The following is a 17,969-nucleotide window of genomic DNA, read 5'->3' as shown; positions in this document are numbered from 1 at the left end:
CTGTAGCCGCGCCGGGCGTGCGGCCGACGGTTCTCATCGCGCCGGACGTACGGACCGTTCCGCGTGTACGGCCGTGGCTGCGCCGCGTGTACGGCTGTAGCCGCGCCGGGCGTGCGGCCGACGGTTCTCATCGCGCCGGACGTACGGACCGTTCCGCGTGTACGGCCGTGGCTGCCCCGCGTGTACGGCTGTAGCCGCGCCGGGCGTGCGGCCGACGGTTCTCATCGCGCCGGACGTACGGACCGTTCCGCGTGTACGGCTGTAGCCGCGCCGGGCGTGCGGCCGACGGTTCTCATCGCGCCGGACGTACGGACCGTTCCGCGTGTACGGCCGTGGCTGCGCCGCGTGTACGGCCGTAGCCGCGCCGGGCGTGCGGCCTGGCGGTTCTCACCGCGCCGGACGTACGGACCGCCTCGGGCGTACGGCCGTGGCCGTCCACCCCAGCACCAGCCAGGCCCCCGCCACCGCGCACACGCCGCCCCAGCCCCAGTGGCCGAACGCGGGCCCCGCGAGGGCCGAGGCCAGCGCGCCACCCGCGAAACCGGCGACGACGTACGCCGTGTTGGCGGTGGCCGGTGCCGAGGTGGTGGTCAGGGCCAGGGTCTGGTTGGCGACGTGGGAGGCGACCAGAGCGGCGTGCACCAGGACGGCGGCCGCGCACAGGGCCGCCATCGCCTGCCCGCCCAGCCAGAACAGCGGCACCGACAGCGCGGCCAGCGCGTACGCCGACCGTACGACCTTGGCGGCGCCGAAACGGTCGACCAGGCCCCCGGCGAGCGGTGCGACGACGCTCGCCGCCAGCCCGAACAGGCCGAAGAGCCCGGCCGACGCGGTGGTCATGCCGTACCCCTCGTCCCCCGCGAGCAGCAGCGCGAGCGAGGTCCACAGGGCGCTCCAGGCGCCGTACATCCCCGCCTGGCGCACGCACGCCCGCCACAGGTCGGGCGAGCGGCGCACCACGCCGGGTATCGCGACGAGCCCCGCGAACAGCGGGCCCCGCCGCTGCCGCCGCTCCACGGGCAGGATGTACGCGGTCGCCAGCCCCAGTACGGCGGTCAGTACGGCGGCGCCCACGAACACCGTGCGCCAGCCGAAGGCCTGTCCGGCGAGACCGCCGAGCACCCGGGCCGCGACGACGCCGGTGAACAGTCCCGCGATGACGGCGGCGACGTGCCGGGCGCGTCGGTCGGCGGGGGCGCGCTCGGCCACCAGCGGGACGAGCAGCTGCGGTACGACGGTCGCGGCCGAGGCGACCAGGACGGCGCCCGCGAGCGCGCCGGTCCCGGCCGCGGCGGCGGCGGCGAGCAGGGCCGCCGTGGCGACCAGCGAGAGGACGGCGACCAGCCGGCGCCGGTTCACGCTGTCCCCGAGCGGGGCGAAGAAGAGCAGGCCGGCCGCGTACCCCAGCTGTGCGACCGAGGCGAGCCAGGCGATCGCCGACGGGGTGGAGCCCATGTCGTGGGCGATGAGGGGGAGCAGCGGCGCAGCGAGGTAGATGTTGGCGGCCGTCACGGCGGTGCACAGGGTGATCAGGGGGAGGAAGAGGCGGGCGGCGGCGCCGGACGGACGGGGCGATGCGGCCGTGGCCTTGGTCGTGGCCGCGCCAGTGGCCGTGTTCGTGTTCGTGATCGTCGAGGTGGGCGTGGACGTGGAGGCGGGCGGCGATGACGGCATGAGCGGAGCGACTCCTTCGAGCGCGCACTAACAACTAACTGGTTGGTTGGAACTAACTCCGGGAGTCTCACCCGCATTCCCGAAACCTGTCAACCAAATAGTTGGTTACCTCGTCCCTCCCGCTACCCTGGCCCCATGGCAGCAAGGGACCCCGAGGCCACCAAGGCCCGGATCTTCGAGGCGGCGGTGGCGGAGTTCGCCCGCCACGGCATCGCCGGCGCCCGCATCGACCGCATCGCGGCCGAGGCCAAGGCCAACAAGCAGCTGATCTACGCCTACTACGGCAACAAGGGCGAGCTGTTCGCGTCCGTCCTCGAGAAGAAGATGCTCGACCTCGCGATCTCCGTCCCCGTGGACCCGGACGACATCGAGGGCTGGATCGACCGCCTGCTGGACTACCACGCCGCCCACCCCGAGCTGCTGCGCCTGCTCTTCTGGGAGGGCATGGAGTACGGCACCGCCGAGCTGCCCCACGAGGCCGAACGCCAGGCGCACTACGCCCGCAAGGTCGCCGCCGTGCGGGACGGCCAGGAGCGCGGCGTGATCACCGACGCCATCCCGGCGACCGACCTCCTGTTCCTGCTGGTCGCGATGGCGAACTGGGCGGTCGTCGTGCCGCAGATGAAACGCATCCTGGTCGGCGGCGGTGACGACGACGCCGACCGCCTGCGCGACTCGATCAAGCAGGCGGCCCGGCGGATCGTCGACCGCTGACGCGGAGGGGCACCCTCAGCCGGTCCCGAAGACCGGTCCCGAGCAGCGGGTGCCGATCAGCCGGTCCCGAGCAGTCGCTTCCGGATTCCGGTCAGTTGGTCCCGATCCGCGTGAGCAGCTCGACGATCCGGGACTGCACCTCACCGCTGGTGGAACGCTCCGCCAGGAACAGCACCGTCTCACCCGAGGCCAGCCGCGGCAGGTCGTCCTGGTCGACGGCGGCGGTGTAGACGACCAGCGGGGTGCGGTTGAGCTGCCCGTTGGCGCGCAGCCAGTCGACGATCCCGGCGGCCCCCTCCTGGCGCCGCTGCACCCGCATCAGGTCCATCACGACCAGGTTCGGCCGGAACTGCCCGGCCAGCGTCACCGCGTCGGCGTCGCTCGCCGCCCGCGCCACCTGCATCCCGCGCCGCTCCAGCGTCGAGGTCAGCGCGAGCGCGATCTCCGCGTGCTCCTCGATCAGCAGCACGCGCGGCGGGTGCTGCTCGCTGTCCCGGGGCGCGAGCGCCTTCAGCAGGACGGCCGGATCGGCACCGTAGGCGGCGTCCCGCGAGGCCTGTCCGAGCCCGGCCGTGACCAGCACCGGCACCTCGGCCGCCACGGCCGCCTGCCGCAGCGACTGGAGTGCCGTACGCGTGATCGGCCCGGTCAGCGGGTCGACGAACAGGGCGGCCGGGAACGCCGCGATCTGCGCGTCGACCTCCTCGCGCGAGTGCACGATCACCGGCCGGTAGCCGCGGTCGCTGAGCGCCTGCTGCGTGGAGACGTCCGGCGCGGGCCACACCAGGAGCCGGCGCGGGTTGTCCAGCGGCTCCGGCGGCAACTCGTCGTCCATCGGCTGCGGACGCGGCGGGTCGGCCACCTCGACGGCCCCGCCGGGCCCGTCCAGCGGCTCGGGCCCCTCGGCGGCGTTCCGGTCCGGGGCTCCTATGGCGTACGACCGTCCGGCGCCCTCGGTGACCGGCGCGAGCCGTCCCTGACCGCCCGCCAGGGACGCCTGCTCCTGCTGGGCCTGGGTCTGGGTCTGCGACTGCGGGTGGGACTGCTGCTTCGGCTGCCCGGCGGGCGGCGGCGCGCTGGGGTGCTGCGTGGGGTGCTGTCCGGCGGGGGACTGCGGGCCCGGCGGCTGCTCGGCGGACGGGTGCGGGCGGGCCGACTGCGCCGTCCCGGTGGCGGCCGGGTCGGGCGGCGTGCCCAGCTTGCGGCGCCGGCCACCGCCGCCCGGGTGGTGCGGGGCGGGTGTGGCCGACGGCTGCTGCACCTGGACCGCCTGCCGGTTGAACGGCACTCCCTGGCCCAGGGTCCGCACGCTGATCGCCCGTCCCTGCGTCGAGTTCGGGTCGACGGGCGCGGACGCCTCGGCGGGCAACGGCTGCGCCGCGCGCGGGGCGGGCGCGTTCTCGGGCGGCAGCGGCGTGCCCCGGCTCGGCGTGGTGGCGGGAACGCCCTGTGGGGCTACAGGGGCGACAGGGGCCGGAGTAGCAGGAGGGGCGGCAGGCGCTGGCGGGGCAGCGGGTGCCGTGGGAGCGGCGGGTGCCGGTGCGGCGCCCGTGCCGGGGGGTACGGGGGTCGCGCCAGGCGGTAGGGCGGTGCCCGGCGGGACTGGGGCGCCCGGCGGTACGGGGCTCCCCGCCCCCTGGGTGTCCGCGGCGGCGGGCCACGCCTGCGGCGCGGGGGCGGGCCGGCCGGGCGCGGTGGGCGCCGCGGTGTCGGGCCGGGCGGTGTCGGCGCCGGACTCGGCGGGCCGGGGCGTCTGCGCCTCGGGGCGGGCGGCGGCGGCCGGGGCGGGTACGGGGGCTCCGTGCACCGGCGGCGCCCCCTGCACCGGGATGCCCTGCGCCGGCGCGCTCCGCACCTGGACCGGCGCCGGTTCGTCGGCCGGCTGGACGGCCCCGGCCCGGCGACGGCGTCCCGTGGGCGCCTCGGCCGGGTGGGGCTGCGGCGGCGTGTGGTCCTCGGACTGGTCGTGCGGTACGGCGTCGTGGCGGCGGTCGCCGGGCCGCGCGTCACCGGGAGCGGCGGGCCCGGGCACCTGGGCCGGACCGGGCCGTCCCTGTCCCTGGCCCTGCGCGGGTACCTGCGCAGGGCCCTGGGCCTGGGCCTGCCCCAGTCCATGAACCTGCGCCTGCACGGGCACCCCCGCCGTCCCCCCGGACGGACGGTCGACGTCGGCGGGCGGCAGGGCGAACACCTGGCGCGGGGCCGCCTCCTGCGCCGCGGCGCGCTCGTTGGCCGAGGCCAGGGCACGGCGTCGGCGCCCCGTCGGCCGGTCGGTGTCCGCCGCGTCCGCCGGGTCCGACTCGCCGGCCTGCACGGGTAGCGCCGGGGGCAGCGCGTGCTGCTCACCGCCGTCCGGCCCGCCCCGGCGTCCGGTGGGCGCGGGCACGCCCTGCGGCGGTACGGTTCCGCCCAGACCGGTGTTGGACGCGGCGGCCCCGCCGCCGTGCTCGCCGGCCATGACGACGGCACCCTCGGACACCCCGGCGGGCCCTTCCTGGGGCAGCCCGCCGGCCTGGGCGGCCTCGGCGCCCGAACCCTCCGCGGGCCGTCCGCGCCGACGCCCGGTACCACCGGCTGCGGCACCCTCGCCGGGGCCCGCCTGGGCGGGCACGGGAAGCGGGGCCGACGCGGCGCCCTGCCCCTGTCCCTGCACCGGAGCCCGGGTCCCGGCCTCCGCCCCGTTCCCGGCCTGGGCCGCACGCCGCCTGCGCCGCCCGGTCGGTGCGGCGCTCTCCGTCTCGGGCCCGGCACCGCCCTCGTCCGGCGCACCCGCGACCGCGCTCTCCAGGAACGCGTCGACGGACGCCCGGCGCGCCCGCCGCCGTCCGCCCCCGGGAGCCGGCTCCCGAAGGGCCACGGCGTTCCCCGTGCCCGCGGCACCGGCCGGGTCGGCCTGGGCGTCCGGCGCGGCGGGGGTGACCTGGGCCGGCTCGGCGCCCTGGGGCGGGACGGCACCCGCCCCGCCCCCGATCGGCACCTCGAGCACGTACGCGCTGCCGCTCATGCCCGGCACCTCGTGCGTCTGCAGCACGCCACCGTGCGCCCGCACGATCCCGCGCACGATCGGCTCGTGCACCGGGTCTCCCCCGGCGTACGGCCCGCGCACCTCGATCCGTACGACCTCGCCGCGCTGCGCCGCCGCGACCACGACGGTGTTGTCCAGGTAGCCGCCCGTCGCCGACACGGGCGAGTTGCCGGTGGCGTCGACGCCCGCGACGTCCGCGACGAGGTGCGCGAGCGCGGTGGCCAGCAGCCGGGGATCGACCTCGGCCTCGATCGGCGGCGCGTGCACGGCGAACTGGACCCGTCCCGGACCGATCAGCTCCACGGCCCCGTCGACACCCGCGGCGACGACCGCGTCGAGCATCACCTTCGTACGGGCGACCTGTTCGTTGCCGACGTCGAGGCGCTGGTAGCCGAGGACGTTGTCGATGAGGGTGGTGATGCGCGAGTAGCCGGCCGACAGGTGGTGCAGCACCTGGTTGGCCTCGGGCCACAACTGACCGGCGTCGTCGGAGGCCAGCGCGGCCAGCTCCCGGCGCAGCTCGTCGAGGGGACCGCGCAGGGAGTCGCCGAGGAGGGTGAGCAACTGCTCGTGCCGTCCGGCGAGCGCCTCGTACCGGTCCTTCTCCCGCTCACCGAGGGCGGCGTAGCGGTCGGCGTCCGCGGCGATCTCCTCCGCGTGCTTCTCCCGCAGCTCCTCCAGCTCGGCGACGTGCCGCTGGCGCAGCGCGGTCAGCTCGGAGGCGTGTTCCTCGGCGAGCCGCTCCAGCTCCTCGGCGTGCCGCTGCTCCGCCGCCTCGTGCTCCTGGAGCAGCGCGTCGTAGGGGCGCCGGTCGGTGAAGGTCATCACGGCGCCGACGAGCTGGTCGCCGTCGCGCACGGGCGCGGTCGTCAGGTCGACCGGCAGCTGGTCCCCGCTCTTGGCGAACAGCACCTGCCCGCGCACCCGGTGCTTGCGCCCGGAACGCAGGGTGTCGGCGAGCGGGGACTCGTCGTACGGGAAGGGCGAGCCGTCGGCGCGCGAGTGCAGGACGAGGGTGTGCAGCTCCCGGCCGCCCAGCTCACCGGCCCGGTAGCCCAGGATCTGGGCGGCGGCCGGGTTGACGAGGACGATCCGCCCGTCGGTGTCGGTGCCGACGACGCCCTCGGAGGCGGCCCGCAGGATCATCTCGGTCTGCCGCTGTGAACGGGCCAGCTCGGCCTCGGTGTCGACGGTGCCGGAGAGGTCGCGGACGACCAGCATCAGCAGCTCGTCGCCGGTGTAGCCGTAGGTGTCGTAGGCCTGCTGGCCGGTCTCCAGGTTGGCGCTGGTGACCTCGACGGGGAACTCGGAGCCGTCGGTGCGCCGCGCGACCATCCGGGTCGGCTTGGTGCGGGCCCGCGGATCGACGTGGTCGGGGCGTCGCATGGAGCCGGGGATGAGCCGCGAGTCGAACTGCGGCAGCAGATCCAGCAGCCCCCGCCCGACCAGCGCGGTGCCCGGCGTCTCGAACGCCTCCAGCGCGATGGTGTTCGCGTTGACCACGGTGCCGTTGGCGTTGACCAGGACCAACGCGTCCGGCAGCGCGTCCAGTATGGCTGCGAGGCGAGCAGCGCCTCGGGATGGCCTGCTGCTCACGAGACGCTTCCCTCCTGTTACCGCACTTGCCGACCGCCTGGGCCATCTTGCCAACCGGCCCGCAGCGTGTCACGCGAGGGAGTCTAAGGGTTGGGGCCCGCCGGGCGGCGTGGGATGGGACGGAGGTCGCACGAGGAAGTGACGTAGAACGTGTGACCGGTGGCCGCCCGGCCCCGTCGCCCGAGGCCATACGCCCAGGCCCGGCCCGGCGCCTACGACCGCGCCGGGTTCCCCATGTCGGGCAGCAGCGGCACCATGCGGTCCCAGCGGGAGATCTCGCAGCCGTCACGGCGGTCGTAGGTCGCGTCGACGGGGCGCCCGGCCCAGGTGCCGGTGACGCGCGCGGTGGCGGGGCCGCCGTACTGCATGGTGCAGACGCTGCCCTCGGGTACCGGCGCGAAGACCTCCCGGCCCCACCGGGTGTCGCCGTCGACGACGGAACAGGCGTCCTCGGGGTGGGGGTGGTCGCCGCCGACGGGGTGGCAGTACAGCTCGTACGTGCCGTCCATGCCCGCGCCGGCGTCGCGGACCGTGACCGTGAGGTGGTCGCCGTCCGGAGCGCCTGGACCGTCTGCCGCGGCCGAGGGCGCGGCGCAGAGGGAGGCGAGGGCGGCGGCGGCGCCGAGGAGGCGGGCGGCGGGGGTGCGGGTGATCTGGAACATGACCTGACCAACGCGCCGGCCGCCCGGACGTTGCGCGACCGGCCGTGGACTACGCCGTAAGGGCTTTGCTCTGCGGCCCGCCCGCCTAGTACCGTAGGGGCCGATTGGTGACAGCGCGCTCAACTGTGTCATCATCGGCACGCGCCACTCGCGCTCGCACGCGAGGTGGTGATGTTGTCTGGAGGCGTCGCCTAGTCCGGTCTATGGCGCCGCACTGCTAATGCGGTTTGGGTCTTAAAGCCCATCGAGGGTTCAAATCCCTCCGCCTCCGCACGATCACGGAAGCCCCGGCCCACACGGCCGGGGCTTCTGTGTTGCCGACAGCCCGCAGACAGGCATTTGCCCAGGTCACAAGGGGTGTGGCCAATGGATTTCACATGACGGCGGCAGTCATGTAATGTTCTTCCTGTCGCCGCGAGCGGGCCGGAAGGGCCGGGAGCGGCGGTAAAACTGAAAAGACAAGCACTCGTAGCTTAACGGATAGAGCATCTGACTACGGATCAGAAGGTTGCAGGTTCGAATCCTGCCGAGTGCACACAGGTCAAAGGCCCCGGAGCGATCCGGGGCCTTTGTCGTTTCGCGGCCGTGCAGCAGCGAAGTACGGCATAGTGACGCGCTCCGCCTTCACCCACCGCCGTCGGTTCGGACCTGGAACCTGGTGAGGGCAAAGATGATGAAGAGGTCAAGTGTCATCACGGGGATTGCCCATAGCGGGTAATAGGGGACGAACATGAACTGGGTGATCAGGCTGATGCCTGCCACCGCCGCACCGCCCCCGCGCCCCCAGCTTCTGTTCGTCACGACTCCCATGCCGGCGATGACGAGTGCCAGCCCGACCACGATGTGGATCCAGCCCCAGGCGGTCAGGTCGAACCGGTAGGCGTACTGGGAGGCGGCGAACAAGTTGTCTCTTGCGATGCCGGATGCCCCCATGAGAATGCTGAGCGGCCCGCTGAGCATCATCACGGCGCCGGCGAAGACGGACGCTCCACTGAGCCCTCCGCTGTCGCCCGTCCCGCCATGCCCTCGCCGTGTCTCGCTCGGTATCGCTGCCATGGTCGCCACCTTCCTGTACTGCAGCACGGTCATCGACGCACGACGCTGCGACGCCAGCCACGCTCCACTGCCAGGATCACCGCGATCCTTCGGTATCGCGACTGCAACCAGCCGTGAGGACCTGCTCGCGGGCAGCACGACGGGCCGGGAGCAGTTCGCGCAGGGCCGGGCCGCCGCGTAGGCACCACAGGGCGATGACCGGGTCGCAGATCGCGCAGCCCAGGGACGAGTCGTGGGCGAAGGGGAGGATCGGGCTGCCCTTCAGGTGGTGGACGACGTCCCACGCGGTGTGCAGCAGCCAGCCGATGCCGATGAACGTCCAGGACGTGAGGCCCCGGTAGGCGACGTACAGCATGAGCGCGCCGAACGGGAGCTCCCAGGCCCCCAGGCCGCCGCCGGAGAAGTAGACGCCCCCGGCCCCGGCGATCCCGAGGGCGTTCAGGGGCCGGCGGTGCGGGTCCGGGACGAGGGACAGCAGCAGGACGACGAGGAGGCCGATGCCGATCGGCATGACGTAGGGGAGGAGGCCGGCAGGGTTCATGCGGGCACGCTATGCGGGGCACGGGGGGTGTCCCAGTGGCGTGAGTGACAGGTTCCGACGGATTGTCGCCGACGGGTCTCGACGGGCGCGGGCCCCCGGAGTTGGGCGACACGGCGGGTGCGGCGGGCGACCGGACGTGAGTACGGTCCGCAACTGTGTCTAGGGTGAGCGCATGTTGAGAGGACCAGTCTTCATATCCGACCGGACGAGCCTCGACGGAGGCCGACGGTGAACAAGCCGCTGAGGGCCGTGGCGATCTTCTGCGGCCTGCTGGTACTCGGCCTGCTGATCCGCGCGAACTGGCTGCAGTACGTCCGGGCCCCGGAGCTGGCCTCCGACACCAAGAACCGGCGGGTGCAGATCGAGCAGTTCGCCACCCCGCGTGGCGACATCATCGTCGGCGGCCGGGCCGTCACCGGCTCCAAGGAGACCGAGACCACCGACCTCAAGTACAAGCGCACCTACGTCGACGGCCCGATGTACGCGCCGGTGACCGGATACGCCTCGCAGGCCCAGGGCATGACGCTGCTGGAGAAGACCTACGACTCCATCCTCACCGGCAAGGACGACCGGCTGGCCTTCCAGCGGTTCGCCGACGTGGTCAGCGGTGAGGGACGGCGGGCCGGCTCGGTGGTCACCACCATCGACCCGAAGGCGCAGAAGGCCGCCTGGGACGGGCTGACCGACCTGAAGGGCGCGCGGGGGGCCGTGGTCGCGCTCGACCCGCAGACCGGGAAGGTGCTGGCGATGGTCTCGGCGCCCTCCTACGACCCGTCCACGTTCGCGGGCAGCACCTTCAAGGAGTCCGACCGCTTCGTGGCGCTCGACAAGAAGAAGAACAAGCCGCTGGCCAACCGCGCGCTGCGGGAGACCTACCCGCCGGGCTCCACCTTCAAGATCCTCACCGCGGCGGCCGCGCTGGAGCACGGGATCGTCACCGACGTCGACGCCCGCACGGACGCCGTCTCCCCGTACCCGCTGCCGCAGTCCACCAACAAGATCGGCAGCGAGGCCGGTGACGCGGTCTGCAACAAGGCCTCGATGAAGACCGCCATGCAGCACTCCTGCAACAACGTCTTCCTCGACGCCGCCTCCAAGCTGGGGCAGGAGAAGATGCGCGAGACGGCCGAGAAGTTCGGCTTCAACGAGGACGTCTACTCCGACGACTTCGGAGACCTGCTCGCCACCAAGAGCCTCTACCCCGAGGACCTCGACAAGCCCGGCACCGCGCTCACCGGCATGGGACAGGGCAGCCTCACCAGTACGCCGATGCAGATGGCCCTGGTCACCGCCGGTATCGCCAACGACGGAAAGGTGATGCAGCCCTACGTCGTCGACGAGGTCAAGGGCCCGGACCTCGACACCCTGGAGAAGACCGAGCCCGCGGTGATGAGCGAGGCGGTCTCCGCCGAGACCGCGCAGAAGGTCCAGGAGATGATGGAGTTCACCGCCAAGGAGGGCAGCGCCCGCCGCGCCCAGATCGACGGTGTCACGGTCGGCGGCAAGACCGGTACCGCGCAGCGCGGTGTCGACGTGAACGACGAGGTGCCGTACGGCTGGTTCGTGTCCTACGGCAAGAAGGACGACGGGTCCTCCGTCGCGGTGGCCGTGTTCATCGACCCGACCGACATGGACATCTCCCGTGCGGACATCTCCGGTGGCGGGCTCGGCGCACCCATCGCCAAGAGCGTCATGAAGGCCGTCCTGAAGTCGTGACGCCGTCGGGGGCGGCGGCGCGTGACGCCTTGGCCGCGTCGTACGCCCCCCGGGCCCGCTCGACCGCCGCCATCCGGCGCTCGGTCCAGCGCGCGAGGTCACGGACCTGTTCGGCGGCCTCGCGGCCGAGACCGGTGAGGGAGTAGTCCACGCGGGGCGGGATCACGGGCTTGGCGTCCCGGTCGACCAGGCCGTCGCGCTCCAGGGTGCGCAGGGTCTGGGTCAGCATCTTCTCGCTGACCGAGCCGATCTCCCGGCGCAGTTCGCTGAAGCGGTAGGGGCGGTCGAGCAGAGCGATCAGGGCCAGGGCGCCCCAACGGCTGGTGACGTGCTCCATGAGCAGGCGCTCCGGACACATCGGTTCACTTTCTGCCATGGTCATACGGTACGTCCGGGCGGGCGCTCACCATGAGTGAGTGCCCGCCCGGACGTCGTTGCCGGACCGGGTCACCGGCCGTTGTCAGTGGTGCCCTCTACTGTCGGTGGGGATGGCACAGGCATGGAAGTGCGCGGGGCTGCGGTGGGCGGCGGACGGTCCCGTGCTGACGTGGGTCGGGGGCCGGCGCAGTGCGCTGGTCCGGGGGAAGCGGGTGGCCTTCGGGGTCGCCGAGGGGGGTGCGCGGACATGCGTGGGAGCACGGGGGCACGCGTGCCCGGTGCGGGCCGGTGTTCCGGGGCGGAGTACGGGGGCGCGGTGCGAGGAGTGCGCCCGGCTGGACCGGGCCCACTCCGTGGCCGCCGACACCATGGCGGACGATCCGCGGCCGTACCGCGTCTATCTGGCGTGGTTCGGTCCGGGCCTCGTCAAGGTGGGGATCACCGCATACGAACGGGGCTCCGCCCGGCTGCTCGAACAGGGGGCGGTGTGCTTCAGCTGGCTGGGCCGCGGGCCGCTGATGGCCGCGCGCCGGACCGAGGAGCTGCTGCGGGCCGCGCTGGGCGTGCCCGACCGCATCCCGTACGCCCGCAAGCGCGCGGTGCGGGCCGCCCTGCCCGAATCGGCGGCGGAGCGGGCGGCCGAGATCGCCGGGCTGCACGCGCGGGCGGTGGCGCTCGGCGGCTGGGCGGAGGCGCTGACGCCGGAGCCGTTCCGGGGCGTCGATCACGCCGGCGTCTTCGGGATCACGGGGGCGGAGCGCGGGCCGGCCGCCGTGGCGGAGGTGGCCGAGCTGGTGGCGGGCGGGGCGATCGGGGGTGAGCTGGTGGCCGCCGCCGGGCCCGATCTGCATCTGGCGACGGAGCGCGGGGTCGTCGTGCTCGACACCCGGCTGATGACGGGGTGGGAGCTGCGGGCCGCCGCGGGCGAGCCGTGCGCCGTGCCCCTGCGGGAGCTCAAGCAAGCGGCCGGAGTGCAGGACGGCCTGTTCTGACCTCCTGTTCTGACCTCCTGTTCTGACCTGGTGTTCTGACCTGGTGTTCTGACCTGGTGTTCCGGGCGCCCCCTCTTCTCCCTCCTCGCCCCTTGTCCAGGGGCGCGCGGCGCACCATCGTGGCCGCATGAGTGATCACGAGGCCGGGCAGGTCCGCCGGTTCTGGGAGGGGCTCGGGCTGCCCGGGCTGGTCGACGTGCACACGCACTTCATGCCCGAGCGGGTGCTGCGCAAGGTCTGGGCCTACTTCGACGCCCTGGGGCCGCTGACCGGCGGGGTCGAGTGGCCGATCACCTACCGGCAGGAGGAGGACGAACGCGCGGGGCTGCTGCGCGCGTTCGGGGTGCGGGCCTTCACCGCCATGCTCTACCCGCACAAGGCGGGCATGGCGCAGTGGCTGAACGACTGGGCGGTGGACTTCGCCGGTCGCACCCCCGACTGCCTGCACACCTCCACCCTCTTCCCCGAACCGGGCGTCGAGGCGTACGTCCGCCGGGCCGTCGAGTCCGGGGCGCGGGTCTTCAAGGCACATGTGCAGGTGGGGACGTACGACCCGGCCGACGAGCTGCTCGACGCGGCGTGGGGCGTGCTCGCCGAGGCGGGAGTCCCGGTCGTCGTCCACTGCGGTTCCGGCCCGGCGCCCGGCAAGCACACCGGACCCGGGCCGATCGCGCGTGTCCTGGCCCGGCACCCCCGGCTGCGGCTGGTCGTCGCGCACCTCGGGATGCCCGAGTACGAGGACTTCCTGGACCTCGCCGAGCGGTACGGGGAGGTGCGGCTGGACACGACCATGGCGTTCACCGACTTCAGCGAGCGGCTCGCGCCCTTCCCGCGCCGGGCGCTGCCCCGGCTGGCGGACCTGGGCGACCGGGTCCTGCTCGGCACCGACTTCCCCAACATCCCCTATCCCTACCTGCACCAGCTGCACGCCCTGGAGCGGCTGGAGCTGGGGGACGCGTGGCTGCGCGCGGTGTGCCACGACAACGCCGCCCGGCTGTTCGGGCTGCCGGGGAGCCGGAGCGCCGGGTGAGCCGAGGTGCGGGCCCGGTGGGTACCGGCCGGGTGGACGGTCCGGTGCCCAGCGGACTCACAGCGGGGCGACGAAGACGTGCGCGGCGGTGCGCGCGGGGAGCCGGGCGGCCCGGTCGCCGCTGCCGACCGTCACGCCGCCGGGCCACGGCGTGACGCTCACGACCGCGCCCGGCCGCACCCCGGCCCGCCGCAGGGCGGTCAGCAGCCCGCGGTCCGCCTGGACCGGCTCCCCGATGCGCCGGACGACCGCGCTCACGCCGTCCGGCCCGGGGAGCAGGGCGCCGAGGCTGACCGTGCTCCCGGCGGGGGCCGGACGCGCGACGGCGGTGGTCGCCCCGCCCAGTTCCTCCAGGCCCGGGATCGGGTTGCCGTAGGGCGACTCGGTCGGGTGCCGCAGCAGGCGCACCAGGCGGCGTTCGACGGCCTCGCTCATCACGTGCTCCCAGCGGCAGGCCTCGGCGTGGACCTGCTCCCACTCCAGGCCGATCACGTCGACGAGCAGGCACTCCGCGAGCCGGTGCTTGCGCATCACGCGCGTCGCCAGCCGTCTGCCGGTGTCGGTCAGTTCCAGGTGCCGGTCGGCGGCGATCCGCAGCAGTCCGTCGCGTTCCATGCGGGCGACGGTCTGGCTCACGGTGGGGCCGCTGCGGTCCAGGTGCTCGGCGATGCGGGCACGCAGCGGGACCACGCCCTCCTCCTCCAGCTCCAGGACGGTGCGGAGGTACATCTCCGTGGTGTCGATGAACCGGGACACGCGGTGGGTCAGGCGGGAGTCTCGGCGGTGGCGGTCAGGACCGCACGGCCGAGGGTGTGCCCGGCCATGGTGAAGCCGAGGACGGCGGGGGTGGCGTCGGCCGGGACGCCGATGGACTCGACGTCGAGGGCGTGCACGACGACGAAGTAGCGGTGCGGGCCGTGCCCGGCCGGCGGGGCGGCGCCGATGTAGCGGGCCGCGCGGGCGTCGTTGGGCAGCTGGAAGGCGCCCTCGGGCAGGCCCGAGCCGTTGTCGTCGCCGGCCCCCTCGGGCAGGTCGGTGACGGTGGCGGGGATGTCGGCGACCGCCCAGTGCCAGAACCCGGACCCGGTGGGGGCGTCGGGGTCGTAGACGGTGACGGCGTAGCTCCTGGTGCCCTCCGGTGCGCCGCTCCACGACAGCTGCGGGGAGAGGTCCTTGCCGCCGGGGACGCCGGAGGAGTGCTGCGCGTCCGGCCAGGGGGCGCCGTCGGCGACGGTCGTGCTGGTGACGGTGAAGGAGGCGGCCTCGGGGAGGCGGGCGAACGGGTGGTTGGCGCTCATCGCGTCGTTCCTTTCGGACGGGCGGCCGGGTCGGCCACTGAGATCGACCATAACACTAATAATCGATTATTAAATGGATCGTCTATGCTCCCCTCATGACTCAGACCGGCCCCACCTCGCCCCCGCCGACCGGGAAGCGGATGCTCTCCGAGCAGGTCTACGCCCACCTGCGGGAAGCGATCATGCGCGGCGACCACGCCCCCGGCGCCGCCCTCAAGCCGCAGGACCTCGCCAGGGAGCAGGGCGTGAGCCTGGCCGTGGTGCGCGAGGCCCTCGTGCGGGTGGTCGGTGACGGGCTCGCCGACCGGCTGCCCAACCGCGGCTTCGCCGTCCCGGCCTTCTCCGACCGTCGCTGGCAGGAGATCGCGGAGGCCCGCCGCACCATCGAACCGGTCCTGCTGCGCATGTCCGTCGAGCGCGGCGACGTCGACTGGGAGGCCCGGGTGCGCGCCGCCCACCACCGGCTGGCCCGGACGCCCGCGTACACGCCGGAGGAGGGCGAGTACTACAGCGAGGCGTGGTCCGAGGCGCACCGGCTCTTCCACCGCGCCCTGATGGAAGGCTGCGGCAACCCCGTACTGCTGGAGACCTTCGACCGGCTGTGGACGGCGAGCGAGCTGGCCCGCCGCTGGTCGACGCACCGCAATCCCGGCCGGGACGGCGCCGAGGAGCACCGCCGGCTGGAGGAGGCGGCGCTGGCCCGCGACGCCGACACCGCGGCCGAGGTGCTGGTCCGCCACCTCACCCTGACGGCCGAGGCGCTGTCCGGAGGCACCTGAGGTCGGCACCCGGCGCTGCCCAGCGCTGGCCGGTGCGCCCGGCGGCACCTGAGCGGCGCCTGAGCGGCGCCTGTGGGTTTCTCAGAGAAATCACAGCCGACGGAAAGGGCCCTCTCAGAGCGCCCCGACAAGGTGTCCGCCATGACCACGACCTCGCCCCAGGGGCGCACCGAACTGCTGAGGCCGGACGGGAGCCCCGTCCGGGTGCTCGTAGTGGACGACGAGCTGTCCATCACCGAACTGCTCTCCATGGCCCTGCGCTACGAGGGCTGGCAGATCCGCAGCGCAGGGGACGGTCACGGCGCCGTCCAGGCCGCCCGCGAGTTCCGGCCCGACGCCGTCGTACTGGACATGATGCTGCCCGACATGGACGGCCTGAGCGTGCTGGGGCGGCTGCGCCGCGACCTGCCGGACGTGCCGGTGCTGTTCCTGACCGCCAAGGACGCCGTGGAGGACCGGATCGCCGGGCTGACCGCGGGCGGCGACGACTACGTCACCAAGCCGTTCAGCCTGGAGGAGGTCGTCGCCCGGCTGCGCGGACTGATCCGCCGCTCCGGCGCCGCCGACCGGCGCTCCGACTCCGTACTCGTCGTCGGCGACCTCACCCTGGACGAGGACAGCCACGAGGTCACCCGCGGCGGCCACGGCATCCACCTCACCGCCACCGAGTTCGAGCTGCTGCGCTTCCTGATGCGCAACCCGCGGCGGGTGCTGAGCAAGGCGCAGATCCTGGACCGCGTGTGGTCCTACGACTTCGGCGGCCAGGCCAACGTCGTGGAGCTGTACATCTCCTACCTGCGCCGGAAGATCGACGCCGGTCGCGAGCCGATGATCCACACCCGGCGCGGCGCCGGATACCTGATCAAGCCCGCGGTGTCGTGAGCCGGCGGCGACGACCGCGGCCGCGGACCCTGCGGACGCGGCTCGTCGTCGCGTCCGTGGCGCTGATCGCGGTGGTGTGCGCGGTGATCGGCACGGTGACGACGGTGGCGCTGCGCTCGCATCTGTACGAGCAGCTGGACGGACAGGTGCGCGAGGTCGCGGCCCGGGTGTCCGGCTTCGGGCCGCCGGGCGAACGGGGGCCCGGGGGCGGGGTGAAGCAGCGGATGGACCTCGACGAGTTCGTCACGCACGGCGGCCCGCAGCCGCGCGACACGATCGTCGCCGAGACGCGGGACGGTGCCGTCGTCGACGCCAAGTACGGCGAGAAGGACGACGAGAGCACGGACCCCAGCAGGACGACACCGGTCTCCCTCGACGAGGCCCAGCGCACCGCGCTCGCCTCCGTCCCCCGGGACGGCGAGGCGCACACGGTCGAGATCCCCGGCCTCGGCGACTACCGCGTCGAGTACCACGACGGCTACTACGCCGCCCTGCCCACCGACGACGTCGACGGCACCATCAGCACCCTGGTCCTCGTGGAGGCCAGCGTCACCGCCGCCGGTCTCGTCGCCGCCTCCCTCGCCGGAGCCGTCATCGTCGGCGTCGCCACCCGCCCCCTGCGCCGGGTCGCCGCCACCGCCACCCGGGTCTCCGAACTCCCGCTGCACGCGGGCGAGGTGAACCTCGACGAACGGGTCCCGGAGTCGGAGTGCGACCCGCACACCGAGGTCGGCCGGGTCGGCTCCGCGCTCAACCGGATGCTCGACCACGTCCACGGCGCCCTGCACGCACGGCAGCGGAGCGAGACACGGGTACGGCAGTTCGTCGCCGACGCCAGCCACGAACTGCGCACCCCCCTCGCCTCCATCCGCGGCTACGCCGAACTCACCCGCCGGGGACGCGAGCAGGTCGGCCCCGACACCCGGCACGCGCTGGGCCGCATCGAGTCCGAGGCCGGCCGCATGACCCTGCTGGTCGAGGACCTGCTGCTGCTCGCCCGCCTGGACGCCGGGCGCCCACTGGAGTTCGGGCACACCGACCTCGTACCGCTCGTCGTGGACACCGTCAGCGACGCCCGCGCGGCCGGCCTCGGCCACACCTGGCGGCTCGACCTGCCCGACGAACCGGCCCTGGTGTCGGCGGACCCCGCCCGGCTCCAGCAGGTGCTGGTCAACCTGCTGGGCAACGCCCGCACCCACACCCCGCCGGGCACCACCGTCACCGCGCGCGTACGGCGCGAGGGGGCGTGGCTCTGCGTGGACGTGGTGGACAACGGGCCGGGCATACCGGGCGAGTTGCTGCCCCGCGTCTTCGAACGCTTCGCGCGCGGGGACTCCGCGCGGTCCCGGGCGACCGGCTCGACGGGCCTCGGCCTCGCCATCGTGCAGGCCGTGACGACCGCGCACGGCGGGGGCGTGACGGTCGACAGCGCGCCGGGCCGGACGGTCTTCACCGTGTACCTGCCCGCGGTGCACGACGGGCATCTGCCCATGCTTCACGACCGGCGTCTGCCCGCGGTGCGCGACGGGCATCTGCCCGCGGTGCACGACGGGCCGGACGGGCGGGCGCACTCACAGGCGCAGCACAGCCCCACCACACGGGTGCGACAGGGGAGTTGAGAAGAGT

The 17,969-nt window shown here is 73.9% G+C and carries 15 protein-coding genes and 2 tRNA genes; 9 read left to right on the top strand and 8 right to left on the bottom strand.

What is annotated here, in order from left to right; translation table 11 throughout:
• Positions 1-387: 387 nt before the first annotated feature.
• Complete coding sequence (locus tag ACZ6IM_RS38875) at positions 388-1,674, bottom strand: MFS transporter (protein ID WP_052836860.1); 1,287 nt, start codon at positions 1,672-1,674, stop codon at positions 388-390.
• 135 nt (positions 1,675-1,809) lie between these two features.
• On the opposite strand from ACZ6IM_RS38875, the gene ACZ6IM_RS38870 reads away from it, so the two are divergent.
• On the top strand, positions 1,810-2,388 hold the full coding sequence (locus ACZ6IM_RS38870; protein ID WP_052836861.1) for a TetR/AcrR family transcriptional regulator: 579 nt from the start codon (positions 1,810-1,812) through the stop codon (positions 2,386-2,388).
• Between the two features lie 91 nt (positions 2,389-2,479).
• On the opposite strand, the gene ACZ6IM_RS38865 is transcribed toward ACZ6IM_RS38870, so the two are convergent.
• Together ACZ6IM_RS38865 and ACZ6IM_RS38860 are read right to left on the bottom strand one after the other, a co-directional pair.
• The gene (locus tag ACZ6IM_RS38865; RefSeq protein WP_469563565.1) at positions 2,480-7,009 is read right to left on the bottom strand and encodes a hybrid sensor histidine kinase/response regulator; all 4,530 of its coding nucleotides are present in this window, start codon (positions 7,007-7,009) and stop codon (positions 2,480-2,482) included.
• 212 nt (positions 7,010-7,221) lie between these two features.
• Positions 7,222-7,671 carry an SSI family serine proteinase inhibitor gene (locus ACZ6IM_RS38860; RefSeq protein WP_469563562.1) on the bottom strand — a complete coding sequence of 150 codons (450 nt, stop codon included), beginning with the start codon at positions 7,669-7,671 and terminating at the stop codon, positions 7,222-7,224.
• A 180-nt stretch (positions 7,672-7,851) separates the two neighbouring features.
• On the opposite strand from ACZ6IM_RS38860, the gene ACZ6IM_RS38855 reads away from it, so the two are divergent.
• Both ACZ6IM_RS38855 and ACZ6IM_RS38850 read left to right on the top strand, forming a co-directional pair.
• Positions 7,852-7,942: transfer RNA gene (locus ACZ6IM_RS38855), tRNA-Ser, on the top strand.
• Positions 7,943-8,133: 191 nt separating this feature from the next.
• A tRNA-Arg gene (locus tag ACZ6IM_RS38850) sits at positions 8,134-8,206 on the top strand.
• 89 nt (positions 8,207-8,295) lie between these two features.
• On the opposite strand, the gene ACZ6IM_RS38845 is transcribed toward ACZ6IM_RS38850, so the two are convergent.
• Positions 8,296-8,760 carry a DUF7144 family membrane protein gene (locus ACZ6IM_RS38845; RefSeq protein WP_469563558.1) on the bottom strand — a complete coding sequence of 155 codons (465 nt, stop codon included), beginning with the start codon at positions 8,758-8,760 and terminating at the stop codon, positions 8,296-8,298.
• A 43-nt stretch (positions 8,761-8,803) separates the two neighbouring features.
• Positions 8,804-9,268, bottom strand: coding sequence for a DUF6010 family protein (locus tag ACZ6IM_RS38840; RefSeq protein ID WP_469563555.1), 465 nt, complete (start codon positions 9,266-9,268; stop codon positions 8,804-8,806).
• A 228-nt stretch (positions 9,269-9,496) separates the two neighbouring features.
• On the opposite strand from ACZ6IM_RS38840, the gene ACZ6IM_RS38835 reads away from it, so the two are divergent.
• Positions 9,497-10,984, top strand: coding sequence for a peptidoglycan D,D-transpeptidase FtsI family protein (locus tag ACZ6IM_RS38835; RefSeq protein ID WP_052836864.1), 1,488 nt, complete (start codon positions 9,497-9,499; stop codon positions 10,982-10,984).
• On the opposite strand, the gene ACZ6IM_RS38830 is transcribed toward ACZ6IM_RS38835, so the two are convergent.
• Positions 10,959-11,366, bottom strand: a complete 408-nt coding sequence (locus ACZ6IM_RS38830) for a winged helix-turn-helix transcriptional regulator (RefSeq protein ID WP_469563550.1) — start codon at positions 11,364-11,366, stop codon at positions 10,959-10,961. The two genes, ACZ6IM_RS38835 and ACZ6IM_RS38830, sit on opposite strands and share 26 nt — an antisense overlap.
• A gap of 106 nt (positions 11,367-11,472) precedes the next feature.
• Between ACZ6IM_RS38830 and ACZ6IM_RS38825 the strand changes: the two genes are divergently transcribed.
• Together ACZ6IM_RS38825 and ACZ6IM_RS38820 are read left to right on the top strand one after the other, a co-directional pair.
• Positions 11,473-12,354, top strand: a complete 882-nt coding sequence (locus ACZ6IM_RS38825) for a DUF2797 domain-containing protein (RefSeq protein WP_469563547.1) — start codon at positions 11,473-11,475, stop codon at positions 12,352-12,354.
• Between the two features lie 127 nt (positions 12,355-12,481).
• Positions 12,482-13,384 carry an amidohydrolase family protein gene (locus ACZ6IM_RS38820; RefSeq protein WP_469563544.1) on the top strand — a complete coding sequence of 301 codons (903 nt, stop codon included), beginning with the start codon at positions 12,482-12,484 and terminating at the stop codon, positions 13,382-13,384.
• A gap of 57 nt (positions 13,385-13,441) precedes the next feature.
• Here ACZ6IM_RS38820 and ACZ6IM_RS38815 read toward each other — a convergent pair whose 3' ends face one another.
• Both ACZ6IM_RS38815 and ACZ6IM_RS38810 read right to left on the bottom strand, forming a co-directional pair.
• Positions 13,442-14,140 carry a metal-dependent transcriptional regulator gene (locus ACZ6IM_RS38815; protein WP_052836868.1) on the bottom strand — a complete coding sequence of 233 codons (699 nt, stop codon included), beginning with the start codon at positions 14,138-14,140 and terminating at the stop codon, positions 13,442-13,444.
• 8 nt (positions 14,141-14,148) lie between these two features.
• Positions 14,149-14,682 (bottom strand): YbhB/YbcL family Raf kinase inhibitor-like protein, encoded by a 534-nt coding sequence (locus tag ACZ6IM_RS38810; RefSeq protein WP_469563541.1) that lies wholly within the window; start codon positions 14,680-14,682, stop codon positions 14,149-14,151.
• 95 nt (positions 14,683-14,777) lie between these two features.
• On the opposite strand from ACZ6IM_RS38810, the gene ACZ6IM_RS38805 reads away from it, so the two are divergent.
• The 3 genes from ACZ6IM_RS38805 to ACZ6IM_RS38795 all read left to right on the top strand — a co-directional run bounded on the left by ACZ6IM_RS38805 (position 14,778) and on the right by ACZ6IM_RS38795 (position 17,962).
• Positions 14,778-15,461 carry a GntR family transcriptional regulator gene (locus ACZ6IM_RS38805; RefSeq protein WP_052836870.1) on the top strand — a complete coding sequence of 228 codons (684 nt, stop codon included), beginning with the start codon at positions 14,778-14,780 and terminating at the stop codon, positions 15,459-15,461.
• Positions 15,462-15,602: 141 nt separating this feature from the next.
• On the top strand, positions 15,603-16,343 hold the full coding sequence (locus tag ACZ6IM_RS38800; RefSeq protein WP_052836871.1) for a response regulator transcription factor: 741 nt from the start codon (positions 15,603-15,605) through the stop codon (positions 16,341-16,343).
• Entirely contained in the window at positions 16,340-17,962 is a 1,623-nt protein-coding gene (locus ACZ6IM_RS38795) for a sensor histidine kinase (RefSeq protein ID WP_052836872.1), read from the top strand. The genes ACZ6IM_RS38800 and ACZ6IM_RS38795 overlap by 4 nt, the downstream gene beginning before the upstream one ends.
• Positions 17,963-17,969: the final 7 nt, after the last annotated feature.

Source organism: Streptomyces sp. NPDC042336 (assembly GCF_055581985.1).
Note: the sequence above shows the minus strand (reverse complement) of the source record. Positions and strands in the feature narration are given on the sequence as shown.